17 protein-coding genes and 1 pseudogene are annotated in these 14,544 nt (G+C 71.2%); 17 read left to right on the forward strand and 1 reads right to left on the reverse strand.

From position 1 onward, the window contains the following. The first annotated feature begins 5 nt into the window (after nucleotides 1–5). From rimM to ACHAAC_RS15090, 11 genes are all read left to right on the forward strand, one after another. Entirely contained in the window at nucleotides 6–527 is a 522-nt protein-coding gene (rimM, locus tag ACHAAC_RS15040) for a ribosome maturation factor RimM (RefSeq protein ID WP_435717123.1), read from the forward strand. 16 nt (nucleotides 528–543) lie between these two features. Next, a complete protein-coding gene (gene trmD / locus ACHAAC_RS15045) occupies nucleotides 544–1,230 on the forward strand; it encodes a tRNA (guanosine(37)-N1)-methyltransferase TrmD (RefSeq protein ID WP_435717245.1) in 687 nt (228 codons plus the stop codon). A gap of 158 nt (nucleotides 1,231–1,388) precedes the next feature. Next, nucleotides 1,389–2,657 carry an ammonium transporter gene (locus ACHAAC_RS15050; RefSeq protein ID WP_435717124.1) on the forward strand — a complete coding sequence of 423 codons (1,269 nt, stop codon included), beginning with the start codon at nucleotides 1,389–1,391 and terminating at the stop codon, nucleotides 2,655–2,657. 213 nt (nucleotides 2,658–2,870) lie between these two features. Continuing rightward, nucleotides 2,871–3,221, forward strand: a complete 351-nt coding sequence (rplS, locus tag ACHAAC_RS15055) for a 50S ribosomal protein L19 (RefSeq protein WP_435717125.1) — start codon at nucleotides 2,871–2,873, stop codon at nucleotides 3,219–3,221. 67 nt (nucleotides 3,222–3,288) lie between these two features. Further along, nucleotides 3,289–3,960 (forward strand): signal peptidase I, encoded by a 672-nt coding sequence (gene lepB / locus ACHAAC_RS15060; protein WP_435717126.1) that lies wholly within the window; start codon nucleotides 3,289–3,291, stop codon nucleotides 3,958–3,960. Continuing rightward, complete coding sequence (locus ACHAAC_RS15065; protein WP_435717127.1) at nucleotides 3,957–4,607, forward strand: ribonuclease HII; 651 nt, start codon at nucleotides 3,957–3,959, stop codon at nucleotides 4,605–4,607. The genes lepB and ACHAAC_RS15065 overlap by 4 nt, the downstream gene beginning before the upstream one ends. Then, a complete protein-coding gene (locus ACHAAC_RS15070; protein ID WP_435717128.1) occupies nucleotides 4,604–4,921 on the forward strand; it encodes a DUF2469 domain-containing protein in 318 nt (105 codons plus the stop codon). Before ACHAAC_RS15065 ends, ACHAAC_RS15070 begins: the two co-directional genes overlap by 4 nt. Nucleotides 4,922–5,011: 90 nt before the next feature. Continuing rightward, nucleotides 5,012–5,374: a YraN family protein gene (locus ACHAAC_RS15075; protein WP_435717129.1), complete on the forward strand. Its 363-nt coding sequence runs from the start codon at nucleotides 5,012–5,014 to the stop codon at nucleotides 5,372–5,374. Further along, complete coding sequence (locus tag ACHAAC_RS15080; protein ID WP_435717130.1) at nucleotides 5,374–6,960, forward strand: YifB family Mg chelatase-like AAA ATPase; 1,587 nt, start codon at nucleotides 5,374–5,376, stop codon at nucleotides 6,958–6,960. The genes ACHAAC_RS15075 and ACHAAC_RS15080 overlap by 1 nt, the downstream gene beginning before the upstream one ends. Then, nucleotides 6,957–8,087, forward strand: coding sequence for a DNA-processing protein DprA (dprA, locus tag ACHAAC_RS15085; RefSeq protein ID WP_435717131.1), 1,131 nt, complete (start codon nucleotides 6,957–6,959; stop codon nucleotides 8,085–8,087). The genes ACHAAC_RS15080 and dprA overlap by 4 nt, the downstream gene beginning before the upstream one ends. 26 nt (nucleotides 8,088–8,113) lie before the next feature. Then, nucleotides 8,114–9,034, forward strand: a complete 921-nt coding sequence (locus ACHAAC_RS15090; protein WP_435717132.1) for a tyrosine recombinase XerC — start codon at nucleotides 8,114–8,116, stop codon at nucleotides 9,032–9,034. A gap of 15 nt (nucleotides 9,035–9,049) precedes the next feature. Here ACHAAC_RS15090 and ACHAAC_RS15095 read toward each other — a convergent pair whose 3' ends face one another. After that, the gene (locus tag ACHAAC_RS15095) at nucleotides 9,050–9,970 is read right to left on the reverse strand and encodes a peptidoglycan DD-metalloendopeptidase family protein (protein WP_435717133.1); all 921 of its coding nucleotides are present in this window, start codon (nucleotides 9,968–9,970) and stop codon (nucleotides 9,050–9,052) included. 314 nt (nucleotides 9,971–10,284) lie between these two features. Between ACHAAC_RS15095 and rpsB the strand changes: the two are divergent. From rpsB to ACHAAC_RS15125, 6 genes and pseudogenes are all read left to right on the forward strand, one after another. Beyond that, nucleotides 10,285–11,205 (forward strand): annotated as a pseudogene (gene rpsB / locus ACHAAC_RS15100) (30S ribosomal protein S2); the annotation flags it as partial. Nucleotides 11,206–11,310: 105 nt separating this feature from the next. Then, nucleotides 11,311–11,448, forward strand: a complete 138-nt coding sequence (locus ACHAAC_RS15105) for a sunset domain-containing protein (RefSeq protein WP_435717246.1) — start codon at nucleotides 11,311–11,313, stop codon at nucleotides 11,446–11,448. 33 nt (nucleotides 11,449–11,481) lie between these two features. Then, entirely contained in the window at nucleotides 11,482–12,297 is an 816-nt protein-coding gene (tsf, locus tag ACHAAC_RS15110; protein ID WP_435717134.1) for a translation elongation factor Ts, read from the forward strand. 45 nt (nucleotides 12,298–12,342) lie between these two features. Continuing rightward, nucleotides 12,343–13,116, forward strand: coding sequence for a UMP kinase (gene pyrH / locus ACHAAC_RS15115; RefSeq protein ID WP_435717135.1), 774 nt, complete (start codon nucleotides 12,343–12,345; stop codon nucleotides 13,114–13,116). A gap of 32 nt (nucleotides 13,117–13,148) precedes the next feature. Continuing rightward, complete coding sequence (gene frr / locus ACHAAC_RS15120; protein WP_435717247.1) at nucleotides 13,149–13,670, forward strand: ribosome recycling factor; 522 nt, start codon at nucleotides 13,149–13,151, stop codon at nucleotides 13,668–13,670. Then, a complete protein-coding gene (locus tag ACHAAC_RS15125; RefSeq protein WP_435717136.1) occupies nucleotides 13,660–14,535 on the forward strand; it encodes a phosphatidate cytidylyltransferase in 876 nt (291 codons plus the stop codon). Before frr ends, ACHAAC_RS15125 begins: the two co-directional genes overlap by 11 nt. The last annotated feature ends 9 nt before the right edge of the window (nucleotides 14,536–14,544 follow it).

A 14,544-nucleotide genomic window follows, 5' to 3' on the forward strand; every position in this document is an offset into this window, starting at 1 on the left:
CGCTCGTGCTGGTCGTCGTCGGCCGCATCGGCCGTGCCCACGGCATCAAGGGAGACCTCGCCGTCGAGATCCGGACCGACGAGCCCGAGCGCAGGTTCGCGCCGGGCTCGTCGCTCGTCGGTGAGGACGGCCGCCGTCTGGGAGTGGTCACCAGTCGCCAGCACTCCGGCCGGCTCGTCGTGCGGTTCGACGGCGTCGATGACCGCACGGCCGCCGAGCAGCTCACGGGGCTGGTGCTGCAGGCGGAGGTCGACGAGGCCGACGAGCCGAGCGGCGAGGAGGAGTTCTACGACCACCAGCTGATCGGGCTGCGGGTCGTGCGAACCTCCGGCGAACCGGTCGGGACCGTCCGGTCCATCACCCACCTGCCGGCGCAGGACCTGCTCGCGGTCGACGCCGACGGGCGGGAGGTCCTGGTGCCGTTCGTCTCCGCCCTCGTGCCCGCGGTGGACCTGGCGGGCGGCACGCTGACCGTGGCGGACGTGCCCGGCCTGCTCGATCCCGACGGCGCCGAGACGGCACAGTGACGGTGCGGCCATGACGCTGCGCATCGACGTCGTCTCGATCTTCCCGCAGTACCTCGACGTCCTGGACCTCTCGCTGGCCGGACGCGCCCGCCAGAGCGGCCTGATCGACGTCGCGACGCACGACCTGCGCGACTTCACCCACGATCGGCACCGCACCGTGGACGACACGCCCTACGGCGGGGGTGCCGGCATGGTGATGCGTCCCGAGCCGTGGGGCGACGCCCTGGACGCCGTCATGAGTGAGGACGCCGTCCTCATCGTGCCCACCCCGTCGGGTCGCCCCTTCACCCAGCGGGACGCCGAGCAGCTGGCCGGTGAGTCCCACCTGGTGGTCGCCTGTGGACGCTACGAGGGCATCGACCAGCGGGTCATCGACCATGCAGCAGGCCGCTGGCGGGTGCAGGAGGTCTCGCTCGGCGACTTCGTGCTCAACGGGGGAGAGGTCGCGGCGCTCGCCATCATCGAGGCCGTCGTGCGGCTCGTCCCCGGATTCATGGGGAACCCGGAGTCGCTGACCGAGGAGTCCCACGGCCCCGACGGACTGCTGGAGTACCCCGTCTACACCAAGCCGTCGAGCTGGCGTGGGCTCGAGGTCCCCGAGGTCCTGCGTTCCGGCGACCACGGCGCGATCGCCCGCTGGCGCCACCACCAGGCCCGTGAGCGCACGGCGCAGCGACGCCCCGACCTGCTCGATGATGAGTGACCACGCTTGCGTAACACCGTTTTAACAGGACCTCGTCGGGCGTAACGCGTTCGTGATCGGACGGCAAGGCACTGGGAACCTCGCGCGGACAGACTCGGCGCAGTCGCCCGGCCCGCAGCGTGGCGGAGCCGCACGTCAGTCACTCCAGAGAGGTTCTCATGACCCCCGACATCATTTGGTTGCTCATCTGCGCAGCCCTTGTTCTCTTCATGACGCCCGGCCTGGCGTTCTTCTACGGAGGACTCGTCAAGGCCAAGAGCGTCGTCTCCATGATGATGCTCAGCTTCGGCGCCATCGGCCTCGTCGCCGTCCTTTGGGTGCTCTACGGCGCCAACGTGGCCACGCTCACCGGTGGCTCGGAGGACTGGCTGCCGCGCGTCATCGGCAACCCGTTCTCCGACTTCGGTCAGTCCGACGCGGCTGCCGTGGCCTTCGCCGGTGGTGAGGGAGCGGTCGATGCCGCGAACGTGCTCACCGCGACCGCCTTCGGCGCGACCTTCGCCATCATCACCACGGCGCTCATCTCCGGCGCCATCGCCGACCGCGCACGCTTCTTCCCCTGGCTGCTGTTCGCGGGCCTGTTCTCGACCTTCGTCTACTTCCCGGTCGCCGGCTGGGTCTTCTCCTTCGACGACGAGGGCATGACGGGCTGGATCGGCAACCTCGGTGAGCTCATCGGCTCCAGCGCCTCGGTGATCGACTTCGCCGGAGGCACGGCGGTCCACATCAACGCCGGCGCCGCAGCCCTGGCCCTGGCGATCGTCCTCGGCCGTCGCTCGGAGGGCTTCACCAAGGAGGAGGCCGTCCCGCACAACGTGCCGCTGGTGCTCATCGGCGCCTCGATCCTGTGGTTCGGCTGGTTCGGCTTCAACACCGGTGCCGCCACCGACATCGGCCCCGGCTCGCTGATCTTCCTCAACACGATCGTCTGCCCCGCGGCCGCGATCATCGGCTTCATCGTCGTCGAGCACTTCAAGGACGGCAAGGCCACCGCGGTGGGTGCCGCCTCCGGTGCCGTCGCCGGCCTGGTGGCCATCACCCCGGCGTGCGTCGCCCTGACGCCCATGTGGGCCCTCGTGCTCGGCCTCCTGGCCGGTGCCGTCTGCGCCTTCGCCATCGACCTGAAGTACAAGTTCGGCTACGACGACTCGCTCGACGTGGTCGGCCTGCACCTGGTCGCCGGCGTCATCGGCACGATGTTCCTCGGCTTCTTCGCCATCGACACCGGTCTGTTCACCGGCGGGAACTTCGACCAGGTCATCGTCCAGGCGATCCCTGTCGTCGCGGTCGCGGTCTACTCCTTCACGGTCAGCTTCGTCATCGCCAAGGTGATCGACGTGACGATCGGCTTCCGGGTCAAGGAGGACGAGGAGGTTGCCGGACTGGACTCCGCGCTCCACGGCGGCAGTGCCTACGCCTTCGACTGAGTCGACGCCGCACCACCGGAGGGGCACCCGCTCGGGCGGGTGCCCCTCCGGCGCGTTCGGGGCCTGCGCCGATTTCGTCGGCCGTGCCCGCGTGTGGCAAACTTGCTCCTTGGCGCCGGACTGCTCTGCCACAGGGGAACGGTCCCGTGACGCCAACACCTCACACACTTCTGACATCCGTTGGGTGACCTGTGGCACCGGCGAGGAGCAATCATGACCAACGTGGTCGACCAGATCGCGGCCGGTGCGCTGCGCGACGACATCCCGGCCTTCCGCGCCGGTGACACCCTCAAGGTCCACGTCAAGGTGGTCGAGGGCAGCCGTTCGCGCGTCCAGGTCTTCCAGGGTGTCTGCCTGAAGGTCCAGGGCTCCGGTGTCGGGCGCACCTTCACCGTCCGCAAGGTCAGCTTCGGCGTCGGCGTCGAGCGCACCTTCCCGGTCCACACGCCGGTCATCGACAAGATCGAGGTGGCCACGCGCGGTGACGTGCGACGCGCCAAGCTCTACTACCTCCGCTCGCTGCGCGGCAAGGCCGCCAAGATCAAGGAGAAGCGCGAGGTCTGAGGCTTCTCCTCGGCATCGCGCGCATGTCTCCTCTGACGCCTGGGGTGTCTGCGGCTAGGCTCCACGGGTGAGCGAGACTGCCAAGAAGCGCCAGCTTCCCGTCTGGCAGGAATCGATCCTGCTGATCGTCACGGCCCTGGTCATGGCGGTCGTCGTCAAGGCGTTCTTCGTGCAGGCCTTCTACATCCCGTCGGAGTCGATGGAGCCCACGATGCTCGTCGACGACAAGATCCTGGTGCAGAAGGTCTCCTACTGGGGTGGCGGAGATCCGGACCGCGGCGATGTCGTCGTGTTCGACGACCCGGGCGGCTGGCTGAACGACACCCAGACCCCGTCCGCGTCCAACCCGGTGCAGCGCGGTCTGGAGCTCATCGGCCTGTTCCCCACCGGCGGGCACCTCATCAAGAGGGTCGTCGGGGTCGGGGGCGACAGCGTCGAGTGCTGCGACCAGGAAGGGCGCCTGCAGGTCAACGGCGAGTCCATCGACGAGCGCTACCTGCTGGACCCATCGGCCAACGCCGACCTGGAGTTCGACGTCGAGGTTCCCGAGGGATACCTGTGGGTGCAGGGGGACAACCGGGGCAACTCGGCGGACTCCCGCGTGCACCAGGGCGACCCCGGCGGTGGCTTCATCCCCGTGGAGTCGGTGGTCGGCAAGGCGTGGCTGCGGGTCTGGCCGTGGAAGCGGATCGGCTTCCAGCGCAGCCCCGACTCCTTCGAGTCCGTCCCGAGTCCGTGACACGGCTCGCTCCCGGCCGCACGGTCCGTCGCGACGCCGGCCTGTACGGCTACGAGCGAGCCCTGGAGCGCCGTGGCCTGCATCCTGTGGCCGGCGTCGACGAGGCCGGCCGGGGGGCCTGCGCCGGGCCGCTCGTTGCCGCGGCGGTGGTGCTGGAGCGCCCCGTGCCGGGACTGGCGGACTCCAAGCTCCTGTCGCCGAAGCGGCGCGAGGAGTGCTTCGGCCTCATCCACGAGCGTGCCGTCGACGTCTCTGTCGTCATCGTCTCGCCGCAGGAGTGTGACCGGGCGGGTCTGCACAAGGCCAACATCGCGGCGCTGCGCCGCGCCCTGTGGAAGCTGCAGGTCCGGCCCGGCTACGTGCTCACCGACGGCTTCCCGGTGGACGGGCTGGGCGTCCCGGGACTGGCGGTCTGGAAGGGCGACCGGGTCGCCGCCTCCATCGCGGCGGCGTCCGTCGTGGCCAAGGTGACCCGGGACCGCCTGATGGCCGACCTGCACGAGCGCCACCCCGAGTACGACTTCGCGACCCACAAGGGATACAACACGAGTGCGCACCAGGCCGCGCTCGTGGAGCATGGTCCGTGCGCGGAGCACCGCTTCCGCTACGTCAACGTCCGAACAGTCATGGAGGAACGACAGCGATGAGCTCAGAGGACCTCGAGCGCTACGAGTCCGAGCAGGAGCTCGCGTTGTACCGCGAGTACCGCGACGTCGTGAAGATCTTCAAGTACGTCGTGGAGACCGACCGACGGTTCTACCTGTGCAACGCGGTCGACGTGAAGGTGCGCTCGGAGACCGGTGACGCCTACTTCGAGGTCACCATGACCGACGCCTGGGTCTGGGACATCTACCGGCCCGCGCGCTTCGCCAAGAACGTCAAGGTGCTCACCTTCAAGGACGTGAACGTCGAGGAGCTGGCCGACTCCGACGTCAAGGTGCCCCAGGGCTCCTCGGACTGACGTCCACAGGCGAGGTGGCCGATCGGGGCTGTCCACAGCCTCGCCGTTCGCCCCTGTCGGCCGGGCGCCGCGACGAGCACGCTCGAGGGCATGACCTACGCACGCAACCACGCCCTCGGTCGCTACGGGGAGCAGGTCGCCGCGGCGCACCTGGAGTCCCTCGGCATGACCGTGATCGAGCGGAACTGGACCAGCCGCTACGGCGAGATCGACATCATCGCCCGTGAGGGTGCGACGCTCGTGGTCTGCGAGGTCAAGACCCGCACGGGTCGCTCGCACGGCACCCCGCTGGAGGCGGTGACCCCGCGCAAGGCGGCGCGGCTGCGCCGGCTCGCGGCGCACTGGCTCGAGGTGCACGACCTCGCCCCGCCGGCCCTGAGGATCGACGTCGTCGCGGTGACCGTCCCACGACGCGGGGCCGCCTGCGTCGAGCGCATCAGCGGGGTCGCCTGATGGCCGGCATCGCGCACTCCGTGGCGCTCGAGGGCTTGGTGGGCCGGGCGGTCGAGGTGGAGGTCGATGTCAGCTCCGGCATGCCCGGGACGATCGTCGTGGGTCTGGGCGACACGATCGTGAGCGAGGCCCGTGAGCGGGTCCGGGCGGCCGTCATCAACTCCGGCACCTCCTGGCCGGACCACCGGGTCGCCATCAACCTCGCACCGAGCTCACTGCCCAAGAGCGGCTCCCACTACGACCTCGCGATGGCGTTGGCCGTCTTCGCCGCCAAGCGGGTCATCTCCAGCGACCTGCTGGCTGGTGCGGCGTACGTCGGGGAGCTCGCCCTGGACGGTCGTCTGCGCGCCGTCCGGGGCGTGCTGCCTGCCACGCTCGCGGCGGCCGAGGCCGGCTTCGGCACGATCGTCGTGCCGGAGGTGAACGCACCGGAGGCGCGGCTGGTGCCCGGGATCGACGTCGTCGGTGCGCGGTCGCTGAGGCACTGCCTCGCGATGCTCACGGGCGAGCCGGCGCCCGACGACCCGCCTGTCCCGCCGTTGGACGACTCCTCCGGCACGGCCGCGTGGGGCGGAGAGGGTCGACACGGCGACCTCGACCTCGCCGACGTGGCCGGCCAGGAGGACAGCCGGACGGCCGTCGTCGTGGCGGCGGCCGGCGGCCACCACCTGCTCATGACCGGCCCCCCGGGGATCGGCAAGACGATGCTGGCGCAGCGCATGCCCGGGCTGCTGCCGGACCTGGACCACGCCCAGGCGCTGGAGGTCAGCGCCGTGCACTCCCTGGCCGGGGTGCTGCCGGCGGACGCGCCGTTGGTGACCAGGCCACCGTTCGTGGACCCCCACCACACCGCGACAGCCGTCGCGATCGTCGGAGGTGGCACGCGCGGCATCAAGCCGGGCGCACTGAGCGTGGCCCATCGGGGCGTGCTGTTCCTGGACGAGGCCCCGGAGTTCGCCTCCAACGTCCTCGACGCCCTGCGCCAGCCGCTGGAGAGCGGGCACGTGGTGGTCTCGAGGTCGGCACAGACGGCGGCGTTCCCGGCGCGGTTCCAGCTCGTCCTCGCGGCCAACCCCTGCCCGTGCGGCAACGGGGGAGCGGTGGCGGACCAGTGCGAGTGCACACCGCTCATGCGGCGGCGCTACCGCGACCGGATCTCCGGCCCCGTGCGTGATCGCATCGACATCCACCGCACCCTCGTCCCGCCCACACGCCCCGGCCTGGCCCAGGCCATCGGTGCGAGCCGGTCCACCGCCGAGCTCGCCCCGCTCGTCGCGTTCGCCCGGGAGCGTCAGCGAGAGCGGCTCGCGGACACCCCGTGGTCGCTCAACACCGACGTGCCCGGCGTGGAGCTGCGCAAGCGCTGGCCGGTGAGCGACGAGGGACGCTCCCTCGTGGAGGTCCAGCTCACCGCCCGCAAGCTCTCGGCGCGCGCCGCTGATCGCATCCTGCGGGTGGCGTGGAGCATCGCGGACCTGCGCGACCACGCGCGGCCGTCGGCCGACGACGTGGAGCTGGCCCTCGCCCTGCGCCGCGGCACGCCCCTGGGCAGTGGGCTGCGCGACCTCGGGGAGGAGGCGTCATGACGGGACGGACCGACCGCCTGGCCCTCTCCCTCGTGGTCGAGCCCGGCGATCCACGCGTGGACCGGCTGCTGCAGTCGCAGGAGCCCGGCAGGGTGCTCGCCACGATCAGGCGGGGCGGCAGTGAGGTGCCACCGGCCTGGCGCGAGCGCTCGGTCGACGTCGAGGACCGGGTCGTCGTGGCCACGGCGAGGGCACGTACGCACGGGCTGCGCTGGGTCACGCCCGGGTCGCGCGAGTGGCCGGCAGCACTCGACGACCTCGCCCATGTCGAGCCGGTCCACGACGCCGGCGGAGCTCCCCTCGGGCTCTGGGTCAAGGGCGCCGGGCGGCTCGACGGCCTGAGCGAGCGGTCGGTGGCCGTGGTGGGGGCCCGCGACTGCACGGCCTACGGCGCCGAGGTGGCCTCGGAGATCTCCGCCGACGCAGCGGACGCAGGGGTCACGGTGATCAGCGGTGCCGCCTTCGGCATCGACGCCGCGGCCCATCGGGGAGCGCTCGCGCTCGGGCGACCCACCGTGGCCGTCCTGGCTTGTGGGACTGACCTGGACTACCCCAAGGCCCACGCCGCCCTGCTCTCGCGCATCGTCGAGGACGGGCTCGTCGTGAGCGAGCAGCCGCCGGGCCAGGTGCCCACCAAGTCGCGCTTCCTGTCCCGCAACCGCCTCATCGCGGGCCTGGCCGGCGGCACCGTGGTGGTGGAAGCAGCCCAACGCAGCGGCTCGCTCAACACGCTGCGCTGGGCCGACGCGCTCGGCCGGGCCTCCATGGCGGTCCCCGGCCCGGTCTCGTCGCAGCAGTCCGCCGGGACCCACCGGGCCGTGCGGGAGGGCAAGGCCGTGCTGGTGACACAGGGCCGGGACGTGCTCGCCGAGCTCGCCGGCCTCGGGCTCGTGGCCGAGCCCCTGCCCGGCGGAGCCGGGACGGAGTTCGACCGGTTGCCGGCCGAGGCCCGACTGGTCCTGGACACGCTCACGTGGAGCATCGCCGCCACCCCGGCGGAGGTGGCGAGCCGGGCTCGCCTCGCCCGGCGTGAGACGGCCAGGGCGCTCGCCCTGCTGCAACGCCGCGGACTCGCCGTGCCGAGCGACACCGGATGGTTCCTTGCGCGGCGTGCCGACCTCGCCTGAGGTCTCCCGAGGGGCACAGTGGGCTCGTGGAGGACGTGAGCGAGGCCTGGGCCGGGGTGCTGGCGGCCTTCGAGGAGCACCTGCGGCACGAGCGCGGCCTGTCGGAGCACTCGGTCCGCGCCTACCTGACCGACCTGACCGGCCTCGCCGCCCACGGTGCGCGACTGGGGATCAACGACCCGTCAGCCCTGACGCTGCGGTCCCTGCGCAGCCACCTCGCGACGCAGCAGACGCTGGGCCGCGCCCGCACGACACTGGCGCGGCGGGCCACCTCCACCCGCGTCTTCACCGCCTGGTTGGCCCGTACCGGCCGCGCCGAGGTCGATGTCGGCGCCCTGCTGGCCAACCCGAAGGCGCACCGAGAGCTGCCCTCCGCCCTCGGCCACGAGGACGTGCGAGCCCTCCTGGCGGCCACGACCGCCGCCATCGTCGACGACGGGCCCGTCGCCCGACGGGACCTGGCACTGCTGGAGATGCTGTACGCGACCGGGATCCGCGTCGGCGAGCTGTGCGGGCTGGACGTCGACGACGTCGACGGTGAGCGACGGCTCGTGCGCGTCATGGGCAAGGGTCGCAAGGAACGGGCGGTGCCCTTCGGGTCCCCGGCCGCGCGGGCACTGCAGGACTGGCTGACCATCGGTCGACCCGCGCTCGTGCACGACGCGAGTGGGCCGGCCCTGTGGCTCGGGGTCCGCGGCGCACGACTGGACCAGCGGGCGGCGCGGCGCGTGGTCCACGAGCGGCTGGCCGTGGTCGAGGGTGCGCCCGACCTCGGCCCGCACGGCCTGCGACACACCGCGGCGACGCACCTGCTGGAGGGTGGAGCGGACCTGCGCAGCGTGCAGGAGATCCTCGGCCACGCCTCGCTCGGGACGACGCAGATCTACACCCACGTCACCAACGAACGGCTCCGAGCCGCCTACCGTCAGGCCCATCCCCGCGCCTGACGGCGAGCCGACGCGTCACAGCATCGTCATCGGGTCGACGGGCCGGCCGTCACGCTCCACCATGAAGTGCAGGTGGCAGCCTGTGGACAGGCCCGTGGTGCCCACCTGGCCGAGCACCTGACCGGCACTCACCTGCTGGCCGGGCTGCACGGACTGGGCGGAGAGGTGCGTGTAGGCCGTGCGCATCCGGTCGTCGTGCTCCAGCACCACCCGCAGACCGTACGCGGCATGGGAGGACCGCTCGATCACGGTGCCCTCCGCCGCGGCGCGCACGGGGGTGCCGCACGCTGCCCCGAAGTCGGTGCCGTCGTGGAGCTTGCGAACCCCCGTGACGGGGTGGACACGCGTCCCGAACGCGGAGGTCACCGGCCCCCCGACAGGGCGTGTCAACGAGCCGTCGCCGTGGGTGACCGGGCGGGGGAGGGGCCCGTCGGGATCGACCAGACGGAACCGGGAGTCGCCCCCGAGGCGCTCGCGAGGGTCGAGGTACTCCTCGTCCTGGAGGCGGCCCAGGTGCAGGCAGGCGGTCGCGCAGTGAGAGCCCGGCCCGTCCAGCCTGCCCATCACCTCACCGCGTTCGACTGCGTCGCCCTCTCGGACCCGGCGATCCACGACCGGCTGGTAGGTGGAGCGCTCCGCACCGTGGGACACCGTCACGACTCCGACCCCGGCGACCACGCCCGAGAAGGTGACCCGCCCCGGCGCCACGGCCCGCACCTCGTCATCGACCGTCCCGGGCAGGTCGATGCCCCGGTGCCCCGGGCCGTAGGGAGTGTCCGGTGGGTCGAAGTCGCGGGCGACGTCGCGCTCTCCAAGCGGCCACGACCACGTCGCATCGTCGGCCGCGGCGGCCGGCCCGATCCCGCCGGCCACCAGGGCGAGCGCGATCAGGACGGCGAGCAGGGGCGGGGCGGATCGGGTGCGCAGCGAGACCATGCGCCCCAGCCAACCGGCGCAGGGCCGGTCCAAGAAGGCCCTGCTGGCGGATCTGTGGACAGGACGTCGAGGCGGGGACGGCTGTGGACGAGACGTGATTTCCGCTTTCCCCGTCGACTGGCCTAGGATGGGGACATCGCGTCCTCGGACGCGAAATTCGCACGCCTGCCTCCGTGATGACGCGCAAGCCGAACACGGGCACGGTCCTGGTCCCCTTGGGGTTGGTCCGCGCAGCGCCGGCGTCAGGGCGCCGTCGACCGACGGCGCGACAACCAGGAACCGGGCACGTGCGTGCCCATCAAGGAGATCCGACCATGGCCGTCGTCACCATGCGCCAGCTGCTCGAGAGCGGTGTCCACTTCGGGCACCAGACCCGCCGCTGGAACCCCAAGATGAAGCGCTTCATCATGACCGAGCGCAACGGCATCTACATCATCGACCTGCAGCAGTCGCTCGCCTACATCGATGCGGGCTATGAGTACGTCCGCAGCACCGTCGCCCGTGGCGGGACGATCCTGTTCGTCGGCACCAAGCGCCAGGCGCAGGAGCCCGTGCAGGAGCAGGCCAAGCGCGTCGGCATGCCCTACGTCAACCAGCGTTGGCTCGGCGGCATGCTCACCAACTTCCAGACGATGCACCAGCGGCTCCAGCGCATGAAGGAGCTCGAGGAGATCGACTTCGACGACGTGGCCGGCTCCGGCCGCACGAAGAAGGAGCTCCTGCAGATGCGTCGCGAGTACGACAAGCTCAACCGCACCCTCGGTGGTGTGCGCGACATGGGCCGGACGCCGTCCGCAGTCTGGATCGTCGACACCAAGAAGGAGCACCTCGCGGTCGACGAGGCCAAGAAGCTGGGCATCCCGATCGTCGCGATCCTGGACACCAACTGCGACCCCGACGACGTCGACTACCCGATCCCGGGCAACGACGACGCGATCCGTTCGGTCAGCCTGCTGACGCGCGTCGTCGCCGATGCCGTCGCCGAGGGCCTGATCGCTCGCAGCGGCGCCAAGTCCGCCGACGCCGAGGCCGGTGCCGAGCTCGGCACCGAGGAGCCGATGGCGGAGTGGGAGCGCGAGCTGCTGGAGTCCAAGGGTGCGGAGCAGACCGGCCCTGTCGGTCCGGCCGCCGCTGAGGCTGCCCCCGAGCCCAAGCCCGAGGAGGCCTCCGTCGAGGCTGCCGCCGCCGAGGCCGCTCCCGAGGCGGCCGCTCCCGAGGCCGCTGCTGCTGAGGCGGCTGCTCCTGAGGCTGCCGCTCCTGAGGCTGCTGCTGCCGAGGCGCCGCACGGCCCCGGCTCGCACGCCGCGCTCGAGAACGGTGAGGCGCCCGAGGGCTTCACGATCAAGGGCAACGCCAGCTCGAAGAAGTACCACACCGCCGAGAGCCCCTGGTTCGACAAGACCGTGGCCGAGGTCTGGTTCGACTCGACCGAGGCGGCCGAGAAGGCCGGCTTCACCGCCGCCGGCCAGACCTCCTGACGACCCCACACCAAGATCTGAGGTAATCACGACATGGCCATTGCAGCCGCAGACGTCAAGAAGCTCCGCGACGCCACGGGCGCGGGCATGATGGACGCCAAGAACGCGCTCACCGAGGCCGACGGTGACTACGACCGCGCCGTCGAGCTGCTGCGCATCTCCGGTGCCGCCAAGGCGGCGAAGCGGGGTGCGGAGCGCGAGGCGTCCGCCGGTCTCGTCGCCAGCTCCGGCGGTGCGATCGTCGAGCTCAACTCCGAGACGGACTTCGTTGCCAAGAACGAGCAGTTCATCAGCCTGGCCAACGAGCTCGCCGCCAAGGCCGACGCGTCCCGGCCCGGCTCCGCCGAGGAGTTCGCGGAGCAGTCGCTCGACAACGGGCAGACGGTCGCCGAGGCCATCTCGGCCCTGGCCGCCGTGATCGGCGAGAAGCTCGAGCTCGGCCGCGTTGCCGCGTTCGACGGTCAGGTCGCCACGTACCTGCACCGCCGGGCCAGCGACCTACCCCCCGCCGTCGGCGTGCTCGTGGAGTACACCGGCGACGACCTCGACGCCGCCCGCGGCGCCGCGATGCAGGTCGCGGCGATGCGCCCGCGCTACCTGGTCCGCGAGGAGGTCCCGGCCGACGTCGTCGCCAAGGAGCGCGAGATCGCCGAGGCCACCGCACGCGAGCAGGGCAAGCCCGAGCAGGCACTGCCCAAGATCATCGAGGGCCGCGTCAACGGCTTCTTCAAGGACGTCGCGCTGCTGGAGCAGCCGTCGGTCCAGGACAACAAGAAGACGGTCAAGGCCGTGCTCGATGCGGCCGGTGTCACCGTGACCCGCTTCGCGCACATCGAGATCGGCGCCTGAGGCGCTCGCCCGAGGCAACGCACCGACGAAGGGACCCGACAGGCCATGGACGAGATCACCAGCGTCGACCCGGTCCCTGAGCCCGCGGTCAAGCGGGTCCTGCTCAAGCTCTCCGGCGAGGTCCTCGGTGGCGGGAGCCTGGGCATCGACCCCGACGTCGTCAACGGGATCGCCCGGCAGATCGCCGAGGCGGCCCACGCGGGCGTCCAGGTGGCGATCGTCGTCGGCGGCGGCAACTTCTTCCGCGGCGCCGAGCTCAGCCAGCGGGGCATGGAGCGCTCGCGGGCCGACTACATCGGCATGCTCGGCACCGTCATGAACTGCCTCGCCCTGCAAGACTTCTGCGAGAAGCAGGGCATCGAGACCCGGGTGCAGTCGGCCATCACCATGGGCCAGGTGGCCGAGCCCTACATCCCGCGGCGCGCCATCCGGCACCTGGAGAAGGGCCGCGTCGTCATCTTCGGCGCGGGTGCGGGCATGCCCTACTTCAGCACCGACACCGTCTCGGCGCAGCGTGCTCTGGAGATCAAGGCCGACGCCGTCCTGATGAGCAAGAACGGGGTGGACGGTGTCTACACCGCCGACCCCCGCGTCCATCCCGACGCCCGCCTTCTGGACGAGGTCACCTTCGAGGACGCCCTGCGGCTGGGTCTGAAGGTCGTCGACGCGGCCGCCTTCGCCCTCTGCATGGAGAACGAGCTGCCGATGATCGTCTTCGGGATGGAGGGCGAGGGGAACATCGCCCGCGTCCTGCGGGGTGAGAGGATCGGGACGCTGGTCCATGCCGGGCCTGAGACGAGTACAGGAGTTGCACCGTGATCGACCAGACCCTGCGTGAGGCCGACACCAAGATGGACAAGGCCGTCGAGCACACCCGCGAGGAGTTCGCGGCCATCCGCACGGGGCGCGCCCACCCCGCGATGTTCGCCCAGATCACGGCGGAGTACTACGGCACCCCGACCCCGCTGCAGCAGCTCGCGGGTTTCCAGGTGCCCGAGCCCCGCACGGTCATCATCAGCCCGTTCGACGACTCCGCCAAGCCCGCGATCGAGCGAGCCATCCGCGACTCCGACCTCGGCGTGAACCCCACTGACGACGGCAAGGTGCTGCGCGTCTCGTTGCCCGAGCTGACCGAGGAGCGTCGCAAGGAGTACATCAAGCTTGCGCGCAGCAAGGCCGAGGACGGCCGCGTCGCGGTCCGCGGTGTGCGCCGCGGCGCCAAGCAGGCGCTCGACAAGGCCGAGAAGGACTCCGAGATCTCCAAGGACGAGAACACTGGTGCCGAGAAGCGGCTCGACGCCCAGACCAAGAAGCACGTCGAGGTGATCGACGAGATGCTCAAGAACAAGGAAGCCGAGCTCCTTGCCGTCTGACGCCCCGACGGACGGCCCCGCAGGGGAGTCCGACCCGGCAGTCGCGCAGAAGCAGAGCCGAGCGGGCCGGAACCTGCCCGCCGCCATCGGGGTGGGTCTCGCCCTCGGGGCCACGGTCCTGGCCTCGCTGTTCCTGCTCAAGGACCTCTTCGTCCTGGTCGTCGTGCTCGCCCTCGGGGTGGGGCTGTGGGAGCTGTCCCGTGGGCTGCGCACGGCCGGCATCCGCGTCCCCTTCATCCCCGTCGTCACGGGTGGGACGCTCATGCTCGTCGGCGGCTTCTACGGCGGCATGGAGACCGCGGCCGTCGCGATGGCGCTGACGGTCATCGGCACGCTCGTGTGGCGTCTGTCCGACGGCGCCAACGGCTTCGTGCGGGACTCCAGCGCCGGCATCTTCAGCCTGGCCTACCTGCACCTCATGGGCGTCTTCGTGCTGCTCATGCTGGTGGAGGACGACGGGCCCCTGCGGATCGTGGCCTTCATCGTCGTGACCATCTGCTCCGACACCGGTGGATACATCGCCGGCGTTCTGCTCGGCCGCCACCCGATGGCGCCGTCGATCAGCCCCAAGAAGTCCTGGGAGGGCTTCGGCGGGTCGCTGCTGTTCGGCGTCGTCGCCGGAGTGCTCCTGGTCGTCCTCGCCCTGGACGGATCGTGGTGGGTGGGCGTCGTGCTCGGCGTGGCAGCCGTGGTGATGGCAACGCTCGGCGACCTCTCGGAGTCGCTGATCAAGCGCGACCTCGGCATCAAGGACATGGGCGACCTGCTGCCCGGACACGGTGGCCTGATGGACCGGCTCGACTCGCTCATCGCGGTGGCGCCGGTGGCGTGGCTCATCCTGTACTACCTCGTGCCGGTCGCCTGACGACGTCTG

Origin of the sequence: Aeromicrobium sp. CF4.19, assembly GCF_051262555.1 — a bacterium.
In the GTDB taxonomy this organism is placed as follows: domain Bacteria; phylum Actinomycetota; class Actinomycetes; order Propionibacteriales; family Nocardioidaceae; genus Aeromicrobium.